Source organism: Sphingobacterium paucimobilis HER1398 (assembly GCF_000416985.1).
GTDB classification, from domain to species: domain Bacteria; phylum Bacteroidota; class Bacteroidia; order Sphingobacteriales; family Sphingobacteriaceae; genus Sphingobacterium; species Sphingobacterium paucimobilis.
Genome location: NZ_ATDL01000015.1, coordinates 719,203 through 736,900, shown reverse-complemented (window position 1 = coordinate 736,900; position 17,698 = coordinate 719,203). Strand labels below are relative to the sequence as shown.

Below are 17,698 nucleotides of genomic sequence, written 5' to 3'. Positions count from 1 at the left end.
AGATACACGAAAAACATTATATAAACTGTATCTATGAATATTTTAAAGATTCGTGCACTAAGGGGACCAAATTATTGGTCCGTAAATCGTACCAAGCTGATCCAGATGACGCTTGATATAGGAGATTATGAAACAAAACCATCCAATAAACTTGCGGGATTTGCAGATCGCTTGGAAGACCTATTACCTTCTTTATTTACGCATCGTTGTTCAGAAGGAGTAGAAGGCGGCTTTTTTACTCGCCTGCGTGAAGGAACATGGTTGGGACATGTCATAGAGCATGTAGCTTTAGAGCTCCAATGTTTGGCAGGGATGGAGTGTGGTTTTGGTCGTACTCGAGGTACAGGCCAATATGCTGTTTATAACGTTGTATTTTCTTACCTATATGAAAAAGCTGGGATTGAAGCCGCAAAATACGCGGTCGGCTTAGTTCAGGCGTTGGCCGAAAATAAGAAATTTGATTTAGAGCCATGCCTTGAGCATTTACGTCTATTGTACCGAGAAGAACGTTTGGGGCCTAGTACCCAGGCTATTGTAGACGCAGCAGTATCAAGAAATATCCCATGGCGTAGGTTGAATGAAGATTCCATTGTCATGTTAGGCTATGGGAATAAACAGAGGCGCATATGTGCTACAGTAGCGGACTCTACCAGTAATATAGCAGTGGAGTTGGCACAAGACAAAGCACAGGTTAAAGCAATACTCGCCGAAAATAATATCCCTGTACCAAATGGAGAAGTAATTAGTCATTTAAATGAGTTAGATGACGCAATACAACGTCTCGGCTACCCACTTGCTATAAAGCCTGTAGATGGTAACCATGGGCGCGGTGTAACAACACATATTTTAAATGAAGAAGAAGCGATATTGGCATTTCATAGGGCCTGTAGGGAATCAGCGAATGTCATGGTCGAACGTTTTGTTAGAGGTGAAGACTACCGGTTTTTAGTTATCAATTACAAAGTGGTAGCTATTTCAAGACGTAGTCCTGCTAAAGTAACCGGCGATGGTAAAAATTCGATTCGTGAGCTTATAACTATCGAAAATTCTAATCCGCTGCGTGGCGAAGGACACGATCAAGTACTGACTCGCATAAAGATAGATAAAGATACTGAACAGATCTTAAAAGAACATCACCTTTCTTTAGACCATGTGCTGCCATCTGGAACGGTACTGCATGTCAAGGATACCGCAAATCTTTCTACAGGTGGCACGGCAGAAGATGTAACAGACATTGTACCGCAGCTTACTAAACGTATGATGGAAAGAGTGGCAAGGCTGATAGGCTTGGATGTATGCGGAATAGATGTGATATCGTCAGATATCCAGGAGCCAATGACACAGAAAAACGGAGCCGTGCTTGAAGTTAATGCAGCACCAGGTTTTCGTATGCATACCCATCCATCCAAAGGGCAGGCAAGAGATGTCGGGCAAGCGATGATAGATCTGCTCTTTCCTCGTAAAAATACAGGTCGTATTCCTATAATTGGTGTTACGGGTACAAACGGTAAGACCACCACAACATTACTAACGACACATTTATTAAAACAGGCAGGCAAATTGGTGGGCACAACCACCACCGAGGGCATATATATCGATGGGGAATGCATAGCAGAAGGTGATTGTAGCGGCCCTGCAAGCGCGACTGTGGTATTGCAAGATCCTGCAGTAGAGTGTGCAGTGCTCGAATGTGCAAGAGGTGGAATGCTACGTGCCGGATTAGGATTCGATCGCTGCGATATAAGTATTGTGACCAATGTAGCAGAGGATCACCTTGGTATCGATGGTATAAACGATTTGGAAGATTTGACACGAGTGAAACGAATACTTCCGGAATCGACCTACGCACACGGCATTGCAGTGCTGAATGCGGATGATGAAAACGTGTTTCAAATGAGTAAACATACAGATGCCCGTATCGCCTTATTCTCACTCGATAAGAACAATCAAGCAATCGCTGATCATTTTCATGCGGGTGGTCTTGTGGTATATCTCGATGAAGGATGGATAATGTTAGGATTTCAACAGAAAACCGTTCGCGTAATTCGTACTATAGATATACCAATTACGATGGACGGTAAATATGATTGTATGATTCAGAATAGTATGACTGCAGTCTTAGCTACATTCGGAATGGGAGTCAAACTAAAATATATACGTTTAGGACTAAAATCATTTTACCTGACTACCGAGATGAATGTCGGAAGGATGAATGAATTTGTAACTACTAATCATAGAGTTGTTATAGACTATGCACACAACGGACATGGCTATGCAGCGCTCGAAAGATATCTTAATAAAATCCAAGTTTCGGAAAAAGTCGGTATTATAACCGCTACCGGAGATCGCCGAGATAAAGATATTATTAACATAGGGAAATACGCAGCAAGGATATTTGATACGATTATTATACGTCATGATAAAGATTGTAGGGGGAGGACACCCGATGAGATCACTATACTTTTGACTGAGGGTATGAAAATTCACAAACCCAATGTTTCGGCCACAATTATTTCTGATGAGGAGGAGGCAATAAAATACGCCTTAGAGCATGCCCCGCACGGCTCCTTGATTTTTTTGAGTAGTGACGATAGCAGGTCATCCATAAAATATGTAGAAAAATTAATAAAAGTTGGACAAGAAAATATAAAACTTTATGGTTCCTAAAGGTCGGTTATTGATTATTGGAGGCGCTGAAGAGCGGGAGGGAAAGCATCCTTCTGAAGAAATGATACAAGGTGATCATTTTGAGGTTCTCAAAACGCTATTGCCAGATAATGAAAAGAAAGATCGGATTGAGGTGATCACTTCGGCGTCATCTGTTCCTGATGAGTTAACTGAAACCTACAAGCAGACGTTTAAAAAGTTAGGTTATACAAATATTGGCTTTTTAGATATAAGGGATAAAATCCAGGCTCGAGACATAGAAACAATCCAACGGATAGAAGATACTAGGGTAGTATTTTTTACAGGTGGCGACCAACTTAAGTTGGCTACCGTTATCGGTGGGACAGATGTGGGTGATGCTATAAGGTGTAGATATCAGGAGGACACGAAGTTTTTAGTGGCAGGTACCAGTGCAGGTGCAATGGCTATGTCAATTATAATGATTGCAGAGGGGAGTGTTTCGGAAGCATTACTTGCAGGCGATCTGCAAACCTCTGCAGGCTTAGCGCTCGCCAATGGCTGTATCATTGATACCCATTTTATTAAACGTGGTCGGTTTAGTCGTCTTGCGCAAGCAATAGCATTAAATCCACAAAACCTCGGTATAGGTCTTGGAGAAGATGCTGCGTTGCTGATCACTAAGGGAAATAAAGCGAAATGTATAGGTACAGGAATGGTTATCTTAATTGACGGATGCCAGATAGCGCATACAAATATAGCTGAGGCGTCAAAAGATGAGCCTATTTATGTAGAAGGATTGAAAGTACATGTATTAACTAGAAATTGTTCTTTTGATATAAAAAGCAGACGAATTGATTTTGAGGATCCCATGAAGTCAGTATAACGGTAAGAAATACAGTATGAAATATTCAAAAATAGCATTAGCAATTCACGGAGGCGCTGGGCCGGACAATGAATTTATTCGTGCCAATAAAAAACAATATAAAGATTCACTTCAGAGAATCGCCAATACTGGATACAGGATGCTTAAAAAAGGCGAGCCAGCTATTTCGGTAGTTCGTTCTGTGGTTTCCATGCTCGAAGATGATCCTTTATTTAATGCGGGCAGGGGCTCAGCATTAAATAAGGATGGTGATATTGAGATGGATGCTGCAATCATGAATGGAGCAGATCTAAGTGCTGGAGGAGTTGCTTTAGTGACACGCGCTAGAAATCCCATATTATTGGCTGATCAGGTGCGTCGGCATAGTAGCCATCTTTTGTTGGCTGGGGTGGGAGCCGATAATTTTGCTGTTCAGCAGCATATTCCTACAGTAGATTGTGGATATTTTGTAACAGAAGAGCAACGGCGGGCATGGGTAGAAAATGCTATAAAACAAGACCATGATCCATATGCTAAATCTGGCGGTACAGTAGGTGCAGTTGCCTTGGATCAGGATGGTAACCTAGCCTCAACAACTTCAACTGGAGGCACTCCAGGAAAGGCTGCAGGTCGTATTGGTGACAGTTGCCTTATTGGTGCTGGGTGCTACGCCGATAATGCGACTTGTGCGATATCAGGAACCGGCGATGGAGAGTTGTTAATGAAGGGACTTACAGGATACAGCATCGCTATGATGATCGATATTAGGAACATGCCCATCCAGGAGGCTGCTGAACAGGTTATTAAAAACAATAAATGGGAAGGTGACATAGGAATCATTGGTATTGATGGTGATGGAGAATTGGCCATCTATTTTAATAGCCAGCGTATGCACCGTGCTTGGGTGGATAAATACGGGAAATCTGAGGTGCATATTTATTAAATGAGGCAGTAAAAATACCTAATCATTATATGTTGATATACGTGATATGATCAAAGAAAAAACTATTCACAAGATTAAGAGTTATATCATCATAAATCTTTAATTTAAAAAACTATTACTATGGCACAGAAAAAAGAAAATGAAATGCCTAACGGGCATCTGCACGAGTTATTTGTAGATGAATTAAAAGATATGTTAGGAGCCGAACGTCAACTCCTGACTGGATTAAAAAAAATGATAAAAGCGGCAAAAGATGAGAAATTAAAATCGGCTTTTCAAACCCACCACGAACAGACGGAAGGTCATATTGAGCGATTAAAAAGTATTTTTTCCAATTTGGGCATTACAGCACGAGGCAAGAAATGCAAGGCTATGGAAGGTCTACTGGCCGAAGCGGATGAACTTGTAGAAGAATTTCAAGATAGTCCCGAGGTTATTGATGCAGCCTTGATAGTAGCAGCGCAGAAAGTTGAACACTACGAAATAGCAAGCTACGGTAGCCTTGCTACATTTGCCAAATTAATGGAACATGAAGAAGCCAAACAATTATTAGGCGAAACGTTAGCAGAAGAAAAAGAAACAGATACTTTACTTACGGAGATCGCAATGAATTTGGTATATGAAAATACATAATTAATTTGCTGCTATATTATTAATGTGTTATGAGGTCAGGTGAAGTTTCACCTGATCTTTTTTTTAAAAATTATTTAAATCAAATATCCGAAAATTTCTGTCTCGGTTCGATAATAAATACATGATTTCGAGAAATAACTTAAATCTTGAGATAATATCGAAAGTATCAACTAGTATGAAAATAGAGATAACTGTTGTCCGTTCCCTCCGTATTTCCAAGAGTCTCTTCTTTCTTGTTCGATAACTTGCTGCACATCAAACTGAGGCGTAAACTGTTGTTCTGCCTGTAATACGATTTGGTGAAGTTTCTGTATCGTTTTTAGTTTGTCGGTATTCCCTAACTTCGACTTTTGTATACCATTGTGCAGTATTTTAACTCCCTCATCATAGACTTTGATCGGCACAGGAAATGGATGACCATCTTTTCCTCCATGTGCGAAAGAGAAACGCGCTGGATCATCGAAACAGCAGGGAGCGCCGTGTATGACCTCGCTGACCAATGCCAATGACTGCATAGTCCTTGGACCAACCCCTTGTAATAGAAGCAGATCTTCAAATGTATTGATATCAGCTTCCCGGGTTACATATAGTAATGCTCCTAAGCGCTTTAAATTGACATCTTTAGATTGTATGTCATGCCGCATCGGCATCTGCAGATGGCGTATTTCTTCCAGAACCTGTGAATGATCATCTTTTGATAGGGATAGGATACCCTTACGGTTTTCTGTAGCTTCCGAAGCCGTCAGGTTTAAAATACGTCCTTTGGAAACACCACGTATGCCACTATGGGGTTCATCGACGAATGACTTCAGGTTTTCGGAGTGCCATTGATAGCGTCGTGCGGTACCGTCGTATTCGTGCATGCCCTGCTGGACAACAGCCCAATTCCCCTGGTCAGAAACAACGAAATTGTGAAGGTACAACTGGTACCCATCCTGTATAGCGGTATTGTCTACTTTGGCGGTTAGTTTGCTTGCGCGGACAAGGCTGTTGCCATCTATTCCTGTCGCATGTGCTATCCGTTGTATCTCAGTTGGGGTATTACGGGACAATTTACCTTTGCCACCGCATATATATATTCCGAGTTGCTTGGCATGGGAATTTATCGCTCGTTTCAGCGCGCCCATGACGGATGTCGTGATACCGGATGAATGCCAGTCCATACCAAGTACAGCTCCAAAACTCTGGAACCAAAAAGGGTCGGCCAGTCTTTTCAATACCTCATCTTTTCCATAATCACATAATATACTTTCGATAATAGAAAGTCCGAGAGCAGACATACGTTCGTAAAGCCAGCTAGGTATTTTGCCGTAATGTAGTGGAAGATCTGCTGTGCCGGATTGCTTCATAAAAACTAATTTTATTAGCACAAATCTAGCGTAATTTTTCTTATGATTGAGGGACGAGTTGAAAGATATTTTGAAATCTTCTTATTTCATTAGGAATTTTCATGAAGTCAACTGTAATGTAAAATAGGAATAACTGAATCCGTAATACAAAAGCACATTGGAACCTTCCTGTTATATAAGCCTGTTTATCCGAGAGCTTCTTATTAGAATTTCATCCTGATGAAACTGCATTTCAAGTTCATGTTTTAAGGTATCCCAAAATTTTTTCTCAGCAGAGAGACTCATAACCTCAAATACAATAAGCTGGTCTTGGTCGATTCCAGTTTTATTTCCATCCCACGCGCCAGTAGCCGGAGATCTGTGATACACTGTTACTCCTCCAAATTCATTGAGTAATAAGTTTTTCAAATCATCGTAATATCGGTCAGGAAAACTTTTTCCTTCTTGAGTAGTCAGTGGTACAAAAATTTCAAAAAGTAGATCCTTGAAGGATATATTTTTACTCTTTTCAACTAATCTGACTGCCCTTTTTGCCGATATGCGCTTTTCAACTTTTAGACTTTTTCCTTCCAGTTCGATGTAATTGACAAAAAATGCTTCTAAATCGGCAATAACTTGCTGATGAAGGTCTTTTATAGTTGTGACCTTACTATAGATAGCTGACTCAACAGGAATGGCAATAATGCGGTCATTCCGAATTGATTTAGTGCTTTTGCTGGATTCTGATTGATGGATTACAAAAGCTCCCACGATTCTGCATTCTAACGAACATCCAGGGAAAGTTGAAAATTCAGAGATAACAATAACATCTAAGGGATCGCCATCTTCTCCCATGGTTCCAGGTATAAAACCAAAGTCAAACGGAAAGACCATTCCTGCAGGTAAAACTTTTTTTAACACCATCCGTCCGTTTAACGGATCAAAATTAAATTTTTGCGAACTACCTGCGGGAGTTTCTATTGTTACTGAAAGAATATCCATTCTGAAGTTCTATTTATCTTCCGTGTTTTTTTATAAACATCTTTCTATAAGAATTGTTTTATTTTTGAGTCCTTTAGAGGTTAGCCAGAATTAACTTTTTAGAGCTATTACTAGTGGGGTATTCCCTACGTTTTATACCGACTACGTACATTCATGCAGCATCTGAGTTTTTGAATCATTAAAACGATTTTCAGTTTGCACTGTTTGATATAGAAATATGTAAAGCATTAAATTTTTCTGATGACTGAACAAAAACATCAAAACACAGAATTATTAGAATTAGGCTGTAGTAATTTTGAAATCGAAGAAGGGCAACCCGATATCAGAGGGTGGATGGTGAAAAACTACGAAGGACATAGAATAGGCAAAGTTGAGGAACTACTTTTCAATCCCACGTCTTGTAGTGTGCGCTATATAATCATTGAGGTGGATAAAGACAGTTATAATATTGACGAGGATAAAAAAATACTTGTCCCAATCGGTGCTGCAGATCTATATGATGATAGGTTGCAATATAAAAACGAAAGTAATTCCTCAAGTCCTGCCACAAACAATCGTAGTTATAACCCTTTGTCAGATGGCAAAGTAGTTATAGTACCCATTTCTATGCGGCACATTATGCAACTTCCTGAATATTTAACAGATTCTATAAATCCGGAAACCGAGATGTTGATCAGAAATATTTATCTAGGAAATAAAGACATCACTTCTATACAAGCATCTGCTCCGTATGATCCCAATGAGTTCTATAACCATTATCACTTTGATCAGGACCGTTTTTATGATGGCAAACAGCTGTCGAGCGTAGAGAGTTTAACATCTAGAAGTGAGCAGCCTAAATCAAGAATTAGACAACGTTGTGATGAAGCTTAAATGATAAGGTTTCTTAATGATTCCATTAAGAAATTCTTTTATTCAAATCATCCTTCTATTAAATTGTATTATTCTGGTTCAACACTCATTCATATTTATATTCCACTTGGAAATAAATATACGTATGATCAATCCCAGATGTTTGCGAAGGTTTTGTCAGTCAACTCAACCAACAGTTTGATTTCATAAGCATAGGACGTATGTAAAGCAAATGGAAAGGAAAAATTTATATCGATTTCCTACAGAACAATCCAGGAGCAACACTTGCAGCACCTTATTCGATCCGTCCAAAGCCAGGTGTAACCGTTTTCATGCCCTGCATTGGGATGAAATAAAGGGCTTAAACTTCAGGATTTCACTATTGAAAATGCAATTGGAGTCTGTACTGGTTATCCTAGACATCCCCTCGTCAAAATAACGATCTATAGCCGTTTCGACGCTATTGCTCCATATGTAACGATACTGTTCTGTGGCACGACGGATATGCCCTTTGTCTGCCAATAGTTTTATCATTTGCAGTAGAAAACTTTTTCTAGAAGCGTGAGGGCCGACAAATAAGGTCAGATCGCCAAAGTGGATATGGTCACTATGAAATAGGGCCTAGGGATTTTATGGTTATGCTGTTCACAAACTACGAATTTTAGACCATTGATTTTACTTCATTGGTCAGATTTCGTAACAACTGTCTCTGTATAGAATTGATAGATTGTTTTCCTATAGGAGATTCATAATCATATACATGCTGAATAACTTTCTGGCTACCCACATTTAGTCGTAGGATTGGGTGTGCCTCTTCTAGGATTAAACAAATGTCCACCTGTAGTTTATTCTTATTATTTGCGCCTTTTAGACCAAGATAATCTGTTCTCCACACGATGTCACTAATATCCTGTTTATACAAATCGACACCAAGTATCTCTAAACTTTTATCGTCGGATAATTTGGATTTCATGTCTTCGGGAATAATGGCGTAATACTCCCCATTTACTAATATTGAAATGTTACTCTCTGCAAACAAATCAGAAATTTGCTCTATCGTTTCATCAAAAAGAGGTTTGATATTTTCAATAAAAGAGTTGATAGTATAGTATGCTAAAGCGGGAGATTTAGTTGGTTTCTCTTTCTTTAAACTGGCTTTAAGAAGCGTTAGTTCTTTTAAAACATCATCCTCTTCTTCGATATTTTCGCCCTTTGCTCCAGAAAGCATAATCCCTAGAGATCGTATTTGATTCTCTGCAATGTAATTTATAAATGAAGTGATTTCGCCTGCATCAGCCTGACGCAGCGCCGAAAAATAGTTTTCTTTATCTTCTGTTTTGATTACTACAGGAGGATAGCCGTATTTCATCAAGATAAAATTCATTACTATACGCGCAGTCCGGCCATTACCATCATCAAAAGGATGTATTCGGATGAAGCGGTAGTGAAACTCCGCTGCTAGAATAATGGGATTGATATCGATTCCCTCAGATTCAGAACGAAACCATGCAATAAGGTCGTGCATCTTAGCCGGAGTTTCTTCTGGTGTGGCAAACCGGAATATTTCCCCTGTCACTGTTTTTACATGATTCGGTGCTGTTTTGTATTGTCCTACAGCTATTCTTCTAGATGTTGGCTTTCCTTCTGGAGTGATTGCTTGTACCTCATACGGATCTTTTAATAGTAAGGTGTGCAGCTCACGGATAAAGCTTTCAGTCAATGGGTAATCTCCTTTGACCAGGTCTTCTATCCATTTTACAGCTTCATCATGACTTGTGATTTCAATATGATCCCTTAGTGGCTTACCCTGAGCGGTGATGCCGTGCAGTAAAAGAGCTTTGGTCTCGGCATAGGTCAATGAATTACCTTCAATAGTGCAGGAGTGGTATGTCCATGCAAACCTAAATTTTTGCATGATCGTACCTTCCTTTTCTTTTGTTAAAGAAGGATGGATTTATGAGGTGATTTTAAAGGATAAAGCTTCCTCAATATTCTTCATCTTAAAAGAGTTGATTATTTTCAAGACTTTTTGATGGCTATTTATCTTTTAGTTGCTCTTCAATTTCTTCAATAGTGGGCAGGCTGCTCTTTAGATTCTCAGGGAGTTGTGTTGAAAGTTCAAATTCGCTTACTCCTATTGGCTTATGTATATCCTGCAAAGCGTATTCAACCTCCAGATTATCTTTACCCCTACAGAGTAATATCCCTATGGTAGGATTTTCGTTAGGGCGTTTCAACGTTTTATCGATCAAAGTCAGATAAAAGTTGAGCTTGCCCGCAAATTCGGGCTCGAAATCTCGATTTTTGAGCTCCACGACCACATAACATTGCATCGGTATATGGTAAAACAAAAGGTCTATGAAATATTCCTTTTGGTTAAGTTTTATGTTATATTGCCTACCGATAAAAGCAAAACCTTTGCCAAGCTCCAATAAGAAACGAGTAATGTGTTGTATAAGCTGATTCTCTATATCACGTTCTTTGTAATCTTCGGTGAGCTGCAGAAAGTCAAATATATAAGGGTCTTTGAGCGTTTGTTGTGCCAAGTCAGAACCCGGTGCCGGCAGTGTGTGGGTAAAATTTGTAACGGCTTTTCCTGAACGTTCATATAAATTTGACTCAATCTGTAAAGCCAAAATATCCCTACTCCAGTTATTTTCCTTAGTCTTATGGATATAGAAGAGAGCTTCCTCAATATCTTTAATCTTAGTTATAATGACTTTTATATGTCCCCAAGGTATTTGCCTAAGAAGCTGATGCGAAAATTCGTTCCCAATCTGGGGACTAGTTGTATGATTTTGATTGTCAGTTGGTTTTGACAATTCTTTTAGTGGTATTCGCATTTCGTCCTCAACTTGGGGACGAAATGTGAAATATTCATAAAATATCTTTGTATACTTTAAATTCGTAACCGAAAAGCCTTTTATATCAGGGAACTCCAACCGAAGATATCGGGATACGTTTTCCAGAACTTTATCACCCCAGTTACTTTGCTTAATCATTTCAGAAAGCATTCTTCCCAAATCCCAATAAAATTCTATCAGAGCGGTGTTGACCGCTATAGCAGCTTTGATCTGTGAAGAGTGAACCTTTGCCTTGACCTCAGCAATCCAATTTTTATACTCGGGAGAAATTTCCATACAAATTCTTAATTATTCCTGGTCTGTATTTTTGCCTGCACGTGGCTAGCTGGTCTTTTGTTCAAATAACTCAGCTATACGTTTGTTCATCGATGTAACATTATCAATTAATAACAAAATTGCTTCACTTTGCTTTTCATCTGTAGATTTGTAAGTATGAAAATTACTATTAATTGGAGAGCTGTAAACATTTTCAAAGTGATTTACACTCGATGAAGATGAAAGTAAAGAAATAAAGTCCGTTTTGAACAAAATAGAGGCTTTTTTAACTATATCAGGAGTGATTATAGCTTCACCGTTTTCAATGTCCACTATATCAGTTTCTTCTAAGTCTAATTTAGTTGCTGTTTCCAAAGCTGATAATTCATTAATCTCACGATGAACTTGAAATAACACGCCAAATTTGCTTTTATCTATCTCCTGTAATATGTTGTCATTTTCCATAAATGTTGATTTAAATATTTTTTAATTTTTAGATTTGTCGTTAAGTAATTGCATTATATTCTTATTCATCTCAATTACATTTTCGATTAAAGCCAAAATAGCTTCATTTTGTTTCTCATTAGTGGACTGATAAGTATGAAAAGTACTTAAAATGGGTGAATTATGAATATTATCAAAATAGTTCACATCATTCGAAGACAGAAGGAGTAGAGGATCTATCTTAAGTATCTCTGATATCTTCTTAACAAAATCAATAGTAATTTTTGTTTCCCCCCGTTCATATTTGGTGTAAGCAGCTTCCTTGATACCAAGTTGTTCGGCAACATCAAACGCTTTAAGACCAGCAATCTTTCGTTGTATATATATTTTATGTCCTATTTTTTTATTATCCAATTCTAAATAGGGATGTCTGTCTTCATTTGCCATAAGCTACAAATCTACTCATTCTGAATTATTGAAGTTTAATTGGTAAGTAGTTTTTAGCTACTTTTTATAAAGGTAAATATACTAAAAAAAATAGTAATAACGATTAAGTATCTTTACTTTTGTAAGTAAACAATGATTAAAAACTGAATTTGAGAATAATAATATAAAAAGGTTACTTGATTTAGTAACTTTGCAGAACTTCAATAGATAATGAACTGAAGCTTCTGCTTCGAGTCTTGTCCTAGAAACTAGCACTTTCAAAGATCACAAGATGAGAGGTAAGAACTCCCATGTTATAAGCGTGGGGTTCCCTTCTTATGTGTGATCAGGGTGTGCTAGCCCTCTAGGACCATAGGTTGGGGCTCCATGCTTATAAAAATATCCCATCCTTGTAGACTCGTTTAAATTAACGAGTATGAGTTTAAAACAATTTCAAAAAAATCTTATCTCCGCACCTGAGTAGCTCAGTAGGTGAGATTTGGTGTACTGACCAATTTTTAACGGTGCATGTGCTCAATATATTCTACGAGAAATACCAATAAAAACTAAATTATGAGCCATCCCCGAATGCAAACAATTTTATTTTATAACCGTGTGGCCTGATCAAGGATGAGGTACGGTAGGATATTGATCGATCATATTTTTTCGATTCCGCCTTCATTGGGTCACACTCAACGAACTAGAAACCTCGCATAGGGAGCTCTTTTGGTTCATTAACAACAATAAATTTCCAAAAATGAAGAATTTTAATTGGGGTGGGAGAGAGCTGTCTATTCGACAGTGTGATGATGTTATCAAATTAACAAGTTATCAAGACCTTTCTACTCGTCCAAAAGAAGAAAACTATAAATATAGACTGCTTCTCCCGCTTGGGCGGTATTCCAGAAGTAAATTCGGGACGCTGCGCAGTCACGTATTATTAACGATATTCTGTGTGTTGTTTAGTGGCTATTTGGTTTTTCCTGCCTCTGGGCAGGAGAACAATGCCCTAACGCAGATGAAACAATTGAAAATAGGGGACACGATCCCCCAAAAACTGTGGCGTACGCCACTACAGGCAGTCAGGTATCCAGACGGTAAGCAGCGCATTACACTGAACGATTATCGGGATAAGAAACTGGTTATTCTGGGTTTTTGGGCTACTTGGTGTGGTAGCTGTACAAGTGCGTGGCCGAAAATATCGGTGCTACAAGAGAAATTTAACGAAGATGTACAATTTCTACTTATTAATGCTACCCAAACCAAAGACAGTAAGGAACGAATCGACCGTACTATTACCCAACAACAACCAGCAGCTAATCTGCTTTTTTTGCACCGCGATTCTATCTTCCAATACGTATATCCACATAAAATATTGCCGCACTATGTCTGGTTGGACGGAAATGGAAAGTTACTGGCTACATCTTCCTCCAAGGAAATTACAGAAAAAAATATAAGGGCTGTGTTGAATGGAGATTTATCTGCATTTCATCTTAAAGAGGATAATCTGCTCTATGATAAAAAGAAAGCACTGCTAGAGCAGATGGGGATTATCGATACCAAGTCAATCAAGTCGTCGTCTCTGTTGACAGGGTATCTTACAGGGCTGGGTAGTGTGTATGGAAGTGAACCTTATCATACTGGGGAGCGGTTCTTCTATGTTAATTATCCGATCAAGTTTTTGTATCAGGAAGCATTTAACACAGCGCTGGCGGGCGTTCATCCCAATGAATTTGTGTTCGATGACGGTGTAGACAAGAGCTTCATTGATTTTATAGCATCTACCGATTATGATGCATTATATAGTTATGAACTCATAATAGAATCAGCGACACGGGATCGGGCTATGGAATATCTGCGTAGAGATCTTATGCAGCAATTCAACGTCTCGGTCAGAAGGGATATTCGAAACACCGAGGTACTTGTCTTAACAGGGGACAAGCAGAGCAATGCTCCTAAAACCAGTGCAAAAGGAACAACGCTGGGCTATCTGGCAAGACAACTGTCCACGATGACGGGTAGGTTGGTAGAGGCAGACGGGAATGCAGCGCAACATGTCGTTGCTCCCCTAGAGTTAGAGAATCTGGCAGGATCGGATCTTTTGCAATTGCAGCGTGTCCTCAAAAAGCACGGTATAAGGAGTGAAATCAAAAATTTACCTCGGGCGCACGCTGTATTTTATAACACAGTGCATGCTGCGAGCGGTAAAGTAGTTGAATCAATTAATTAAGCAGGTAATGAATAGATATTTCTATACCCTTTTTCCACCTTATTGTTTTATGGTTGGGATTTTTGTGTTGATATTTCTTAATTCAACGGACGCCAAAGGCCAATCTCGGCTGTGGGGTAGTGTAATTGATCAGGATGGCGTTGGTATTGTTGTTACAGTTCAGGATAGGCTTTCACAGCTAAAGGTTACCACTGGAGAGGACGGAAGCTTTGAATTAATAGGAGCAAGTGAAAAAGGTGATTTACTTATTGTTGGTAAGACTATTGATACGCTGCAGTACCGTTATTTGGGGTTTGGTCCTCATCGTATAGTCGTAGGTAGGAAAATACATGAAATCGAGGTGGTTGAAGTCAATACCGGGTTTCAGCGCATTCCTAAAGAACGGGCTACGGGGTCTTTCGAAGTTCTGGATGCCAAAGCGCTATCTGCCCAGGTCGGAACTAATATACTGGATCGATTGGACGGTATGGTTTCTGGACTCACATTCAATGGTACAAAAGACAATCGTAAATATGATTTTATGGTGCGTGGACTCAGTACAATTAATGGCCCTTTGGATCCGCTAATTGTAGTAGACAATTTTCCCTATGAGGGCGATATTTCCAATATTAATCCCGAGGATGTAGAAAATGTCACCGTTCTTAAAGATGCGGCCGCAGCTTCCATCTGGGGAGCCCGAGCAGGTAATGGAGTGATTGTTATTAACACTAAAAAAGGCAGACTGAATCAACCTGTTAAGATTGAGCTGAGCGCAGTGGCGCAAGTTCGCGAAAAGCCGGATTTATATCGTCAATCGTTTCTTTCATCACCTGATTACATAGAAGCGGAAGCGTTCTTTTTCAATAAAGGCGCGTATGCAGCAGACTTTATTTGGAGTGATATGTTGAAGACACCGATCACACCTGCGGTTGAAATCTTTCAGCAACGTGCGCTTGGATATATTTCAGCTCAGGATTCTGCTGCAAGGATCGATGCGCTAAAGTCAATGGATAATCGCGATCAATACAAACGCTATAGTTACAGACCGTCGAATATGCAACAATATGCGTTTAGCCTGCGTGGTGGCGAGCGTAGGATGACCTATACTCTTGCCGCAGGCTATCAGAACGAGGTGTCAGAATTGGGCGCTAAAGACCGTAAAATCAACCTTCGGACGCAGCAGAGTTACGCGATCACAGATAAACTAAAAGTTGAATTGGGGGCATATTTTACGCATGCGAATAACAATGGACAGTCCCGGCCCGCATTTAATAGTGTACGGGTAAACGGCAAGATAGTACCCTACCTGCCGATAGCAGATGATTTGGGGCAGCCTATACCTGTATATAGTTTCCTCAGACAAAGTTACATAGATACAGTCGGTAATGGTGCTTTATTAGACTGGAATTACTACCCGATGTGTGATTATCTGCATACCTCAAAATCGAATGTACGGCAAGATATTAATGCAAATCTAAGTGTGCACTATCAGCTTTCTACAGGTTTGAAGCTGGCCGTCATGTATCAGGAGCAACAACAACGTATCACTAATGAATCATATGATAGCCCCAACTCTTATAAGGCAAGAAATCTCGTAAACGAATTCACCCAGATCAACTACGCTACTGGTTTGGCAAAGCGGATTGTTCCTGAAGGTGGGCTATGGAGCGGTGATTATCGTACCATATCAGGAAGAAATGCACGGTTTCAGTTAGACTATGACCGTAGGTGGCAAAAACATGCTATAGTAACACTGTTGGGTAGCGAGATACGGCAGTCCCGATCAAGCTATGTGCCGCAGGCTACACTATATGGATATCACCCGGATCCTTTTCAATCCCAACAGGTAGATTTAGTCAACGATTATCCTACCTTGGTTACAGGAGAGAATAAGCGGATCGGGGGGAGCGCGAGCCGTTCCGCTGAAATCAACCGCTTTGTTTCACTTTACGGAAATATGGCTTACAGCTATGATCAGCGTTATACACTAAGTCTTAGTGCTAGAAAAGACGCGTCAAATATATTTGGTGTAAAAGCAAATGACAGATGGAATCCGCTTTGGTCTGTGGGTACTTCGTGGCATATGCACAAAGAATCTTTTTTTGAAAGTTCTATACTTAATCAGCTTACCTTGCGCGCTACATATGGCTACAGTGGCAACGTCGATCCTTCTCGGGTATCACAGGCCGTAATAAGCTATGCTGGTGCGGACGGGATACGCACCTTACTGCCACATGCGGTCATTACAGAGGTTCCTAATGACCAATTGCGATGGGAGCGCGTCAATACGACAAATATAGGTGTTGACTTCGCTTTGAGCAATGGACGGCTCTCGGGTACCTTAGAGCTGTATCGGAAGCACGGCTTTGACTTGTATGCGCCTGCATTGTACGATTATACCGTGCGGGGCTATTATACTACTGTCGTGATGAATAGTGCGGATATAGTAGGTAAAGGAATCGATTTGAGATTGACATCGCTCAATATTAAAATACCGTTTGTCTGGCAGACTACTTTGATAGCCAACCTGGTAGATAGCCGCACAACTGCTTATCATATACAACAGGCTACACGTTTGAGTACGCTGGTGGGGAATGGTACCACAATAAATCCGGTTATTGGGAAACCGCTATATGGACTAGCGAGCTATAGATGGGGCGGGCTGGATGGAGCAGGTAACCCTCAAGGGTACATAGGGGATGAAAAAACGCTGCAGTACCAACAGATATTTAATGATATAGCGGTTAAGGGGGATGATAGCAATGTGGTTTACCATGGCTCCGCTCTTCCAGTATATCAAGGGAGTCTTTCGAACACATTTTCATATAAAGGTCTCTCGCTATCAGCTATGTTCTCTTTCCGTCTTGGATACTATTACCGAAAATCGACAGTATCTTATGCGCAGTTGCTTTCAAATGGTATTGGTCATTTAGATTATAACAAACGATGGAAGGTGCCTGGTGACGAACTGCATACGACCGTTCCATCTTTGACTTACCCGCTGGATTCTAACCGCGAACGCTTCTATGCATACGCTACACCAACCGTATCACGCGGGGATAATATCTACCTACAGTTTGCCAGCCTGTCGTACCGTATTCCTAAAATAGGAAGGATCGGAAAAATGCCGGAGACCAATGTGTATTTAAATGGGAGTGGCTTAGGATATGTCTGGCGAAAGGACAGGACAGAGCTATTGGATAATCAGCGCTCGTTCTCATTAGGTTTACGTGTTAACTTTTAAATCAAACA

Annotated in this window: 15 protein-coding genes; 8 read left to right on the top strand and 7 right to left on the bottom strand. The window is 40.0% G+C overall.

What is annotated here, in order from left to right; genetic code table 11:
- The first annotated feature begins 33 nt into the window (after positions 1-33).
- The 4 genes from cphA (at position 34) to M472_RS35835 (ending at position 5,066) form a co-directional block, all read left to right on the top strand.
- Positions 34-2,667, top strand: a complete 2,634-nt coding sequence (gene cphA / locus M472_RS35850; RefSeq protein WP_021070785.1) for a cyanophycin synthetase — start codon at positions 34-36, stop codon at positions 2,665-2,667.
- Complete coding sequence (locus M472_RS35845; protein ID WP_021070784.1) at positions 2,657-3,511, top strand: cyanophycinase; 855 nt, start codon at positions 2,657-2,659, stop codon at positions 3,509-3,511. Before cphA ends, M472_RS35845 begins: the two co-directional genes overlap by 11 nt.
- A gap of 16 nt (positions 3,512-3,527) precedes the next feature.
- On the top strand, positions 3,528-4,433 hold the full coding sequence (locus tag M472_RS35840) for an isoaspartyl peptidase/L-asparaginase family protein (RefSeq protein ID WP_021070783.1): 906 nt from the start codon (positions 3,528-3,530) through the stop codon (positions 4,431-4,433).
- Positions 4,434-4,553: 120 nt separating this feature from the next.
- Entirely contained in the window at positions 4,554-5,066 is a 513-nt protein-coding gene (locus M472_RS35835) for a ferritin-like domain-containing protein (protein WP_021070782.1), read from the top strand.
- A gap of 170 nt (positions 5,067-5,236) precedes the next feature.
- Here the strand turns inward: M472_RS35835 and M472_RS35830 are convergent, their stop codons facing one another.
- Together M472_RS35830 and M472_RS44590 are read right to left on the bottom strand one after the other, a co-directional pair.
- Complete coding sequence (locus tag M472_RS35830; RefSeq protein WP_021070781.1) at positions 5,237-6,415, bottom strand: DUF763 domain-containing protein; 1,179 nt, start codon at positions 6,413-6,415, stop codon at positions 5,237-5,239.
- A gap of 171 nt (positions 6,416-6,586) precedes the next feature.
- A complete protein-coding gene (locus M472_RS44590) occupies positions 6,587-7,396 on the bottom strand; it encodes an inorganic diphosphatase (protein WP_021070780.1) in 810 nt (269 codons plus the stop codon).
- A 240-nt stretch (positions 7,397-7,636) separates the two neighbouring features.
- Here M472_RS44590 and M472_RS35825 point away from each other — a divergent pair, with 240 nt between their 5' ends.
- Together M472_RS35825 and ligD are read left to right on the top strand one after the other, a co-directional pair.
- Positions 7,637-8,269 carry a PRC-barrel domain-containing protein gene (locus M472_RS35825; RefSeq protein WP_021070779.1) on the top strand — a complete coding sequence of 211 codons (633 nt, stop codon included), beginning with the start codon at positions 7,637-7,639 and terminating at the stop codon, positions 8,267-8,269.
- A gap of 224 nt (positions 8,270-8,493) precedes the next feature.
- A complete protein-coding gene (ligD, locus tag M472_RS45990) occupies positions 8,494-8,604 on the top strand; it encodes a non-homologous end-joining DNA ligase LigD (RefSeq protein ID WP_394330233.1) in 111 nt (36 codons plus the stop codon).
- Here ligD and M472_RS45240 read toward each other — a convergent pair.
- From M472_RS45240 to M472_RS35805, 5 genes are all read right to left on the bottom strand, one after another.
- Complete coding sequence (locus M472_RS45240; RefSeq protein ID WP_144062725.1) at positions 8,579-8,782, bottom strand: hypothetical protein; 204 nt, start codon at positions 8,780-8,782, stop codon at positions 8,579-8,581. The two genes, ligD and M472_RS45240, sit on opposite strands and share 26 nt — an antisense overlap.
- Before the next feature lie 127 nt (positions 8,783-8,909).
- Entirely contained in the window at positions 8,910-10,163 is a 1,254-nt protein-coding gene (locus M472_RS44585; RefSeq protein ID WP_021070778.1) for a Fic family protein, read from the bottom strand.
- Between the two features lie 121 nt (positions 10,164-10,284).
- On the bottom strand, positions 10,285-11,388 hold the full coding sequence (locus M472_RS35815) for a PDDEXK nuclease domain-containing protein (protein WP_021070776.1): 1,104 nt from the start codon (positions 11,386-11,388) through the stop codon (positions 10,285-10,287).
- A gap of 45 nt (positions 11,389-11,433) precedes the next feature.
- Positions 11,434-11,832 carry a hypothetical protein gene (locus M472_RS35810; protein ID WP_021070775.1) on the bottom strand — a complete coding sequence of 133 codons (399 nt, stop codon included), beginning with the start codon at positions 11,830-11,832 and terminating at the stop codon, positions 11,434-11,436.
- Positions 11,833-11,853: 21 nt separating this feature from the next.
- Complete coding sequence (locus M472_RS35805) at positions 11,854-12,258, bottom strand: helix-turn-helix domain-containing protein (RefSeq protein ID WP_021070774.1); 405 nt, start codon at positions 12,256-12,258, stop codon at positions 11,854-11,856.
- Between the two features lie 736 nt (positions 12,259-12,994).
- Here M472_RS35805 and M472_RS35800 point away from each other — a divergent pair.
- Positions 12,995-14,467, top strand: coding sequence for a TlpA family protein disulfide reductase (locus M472_RS35800; protein ID WP_021070773.1), 1,473 nt, complete (start codon positions 12,995-12,997; stop codon positions 14,465-14,467).
- Between the two features lie 7 nt (positions 14,468-14,474).
- Positions 14,475-17,690 carry a SusC/RagA family TonB-linked outer membrane protein gene (locus M472_RS35795; RefSeq protein ID WP_144062724.1) on the top strand — a complete coding sequence of 1,072 codons (3,216 nt, stop codon included), beginning with the start codon at positions 14,475-14,477 and terminating at the stop codon, positions 17,688-17,690.
- Positions 17,691-17,698: the final 8 nt, after the last annotated feature.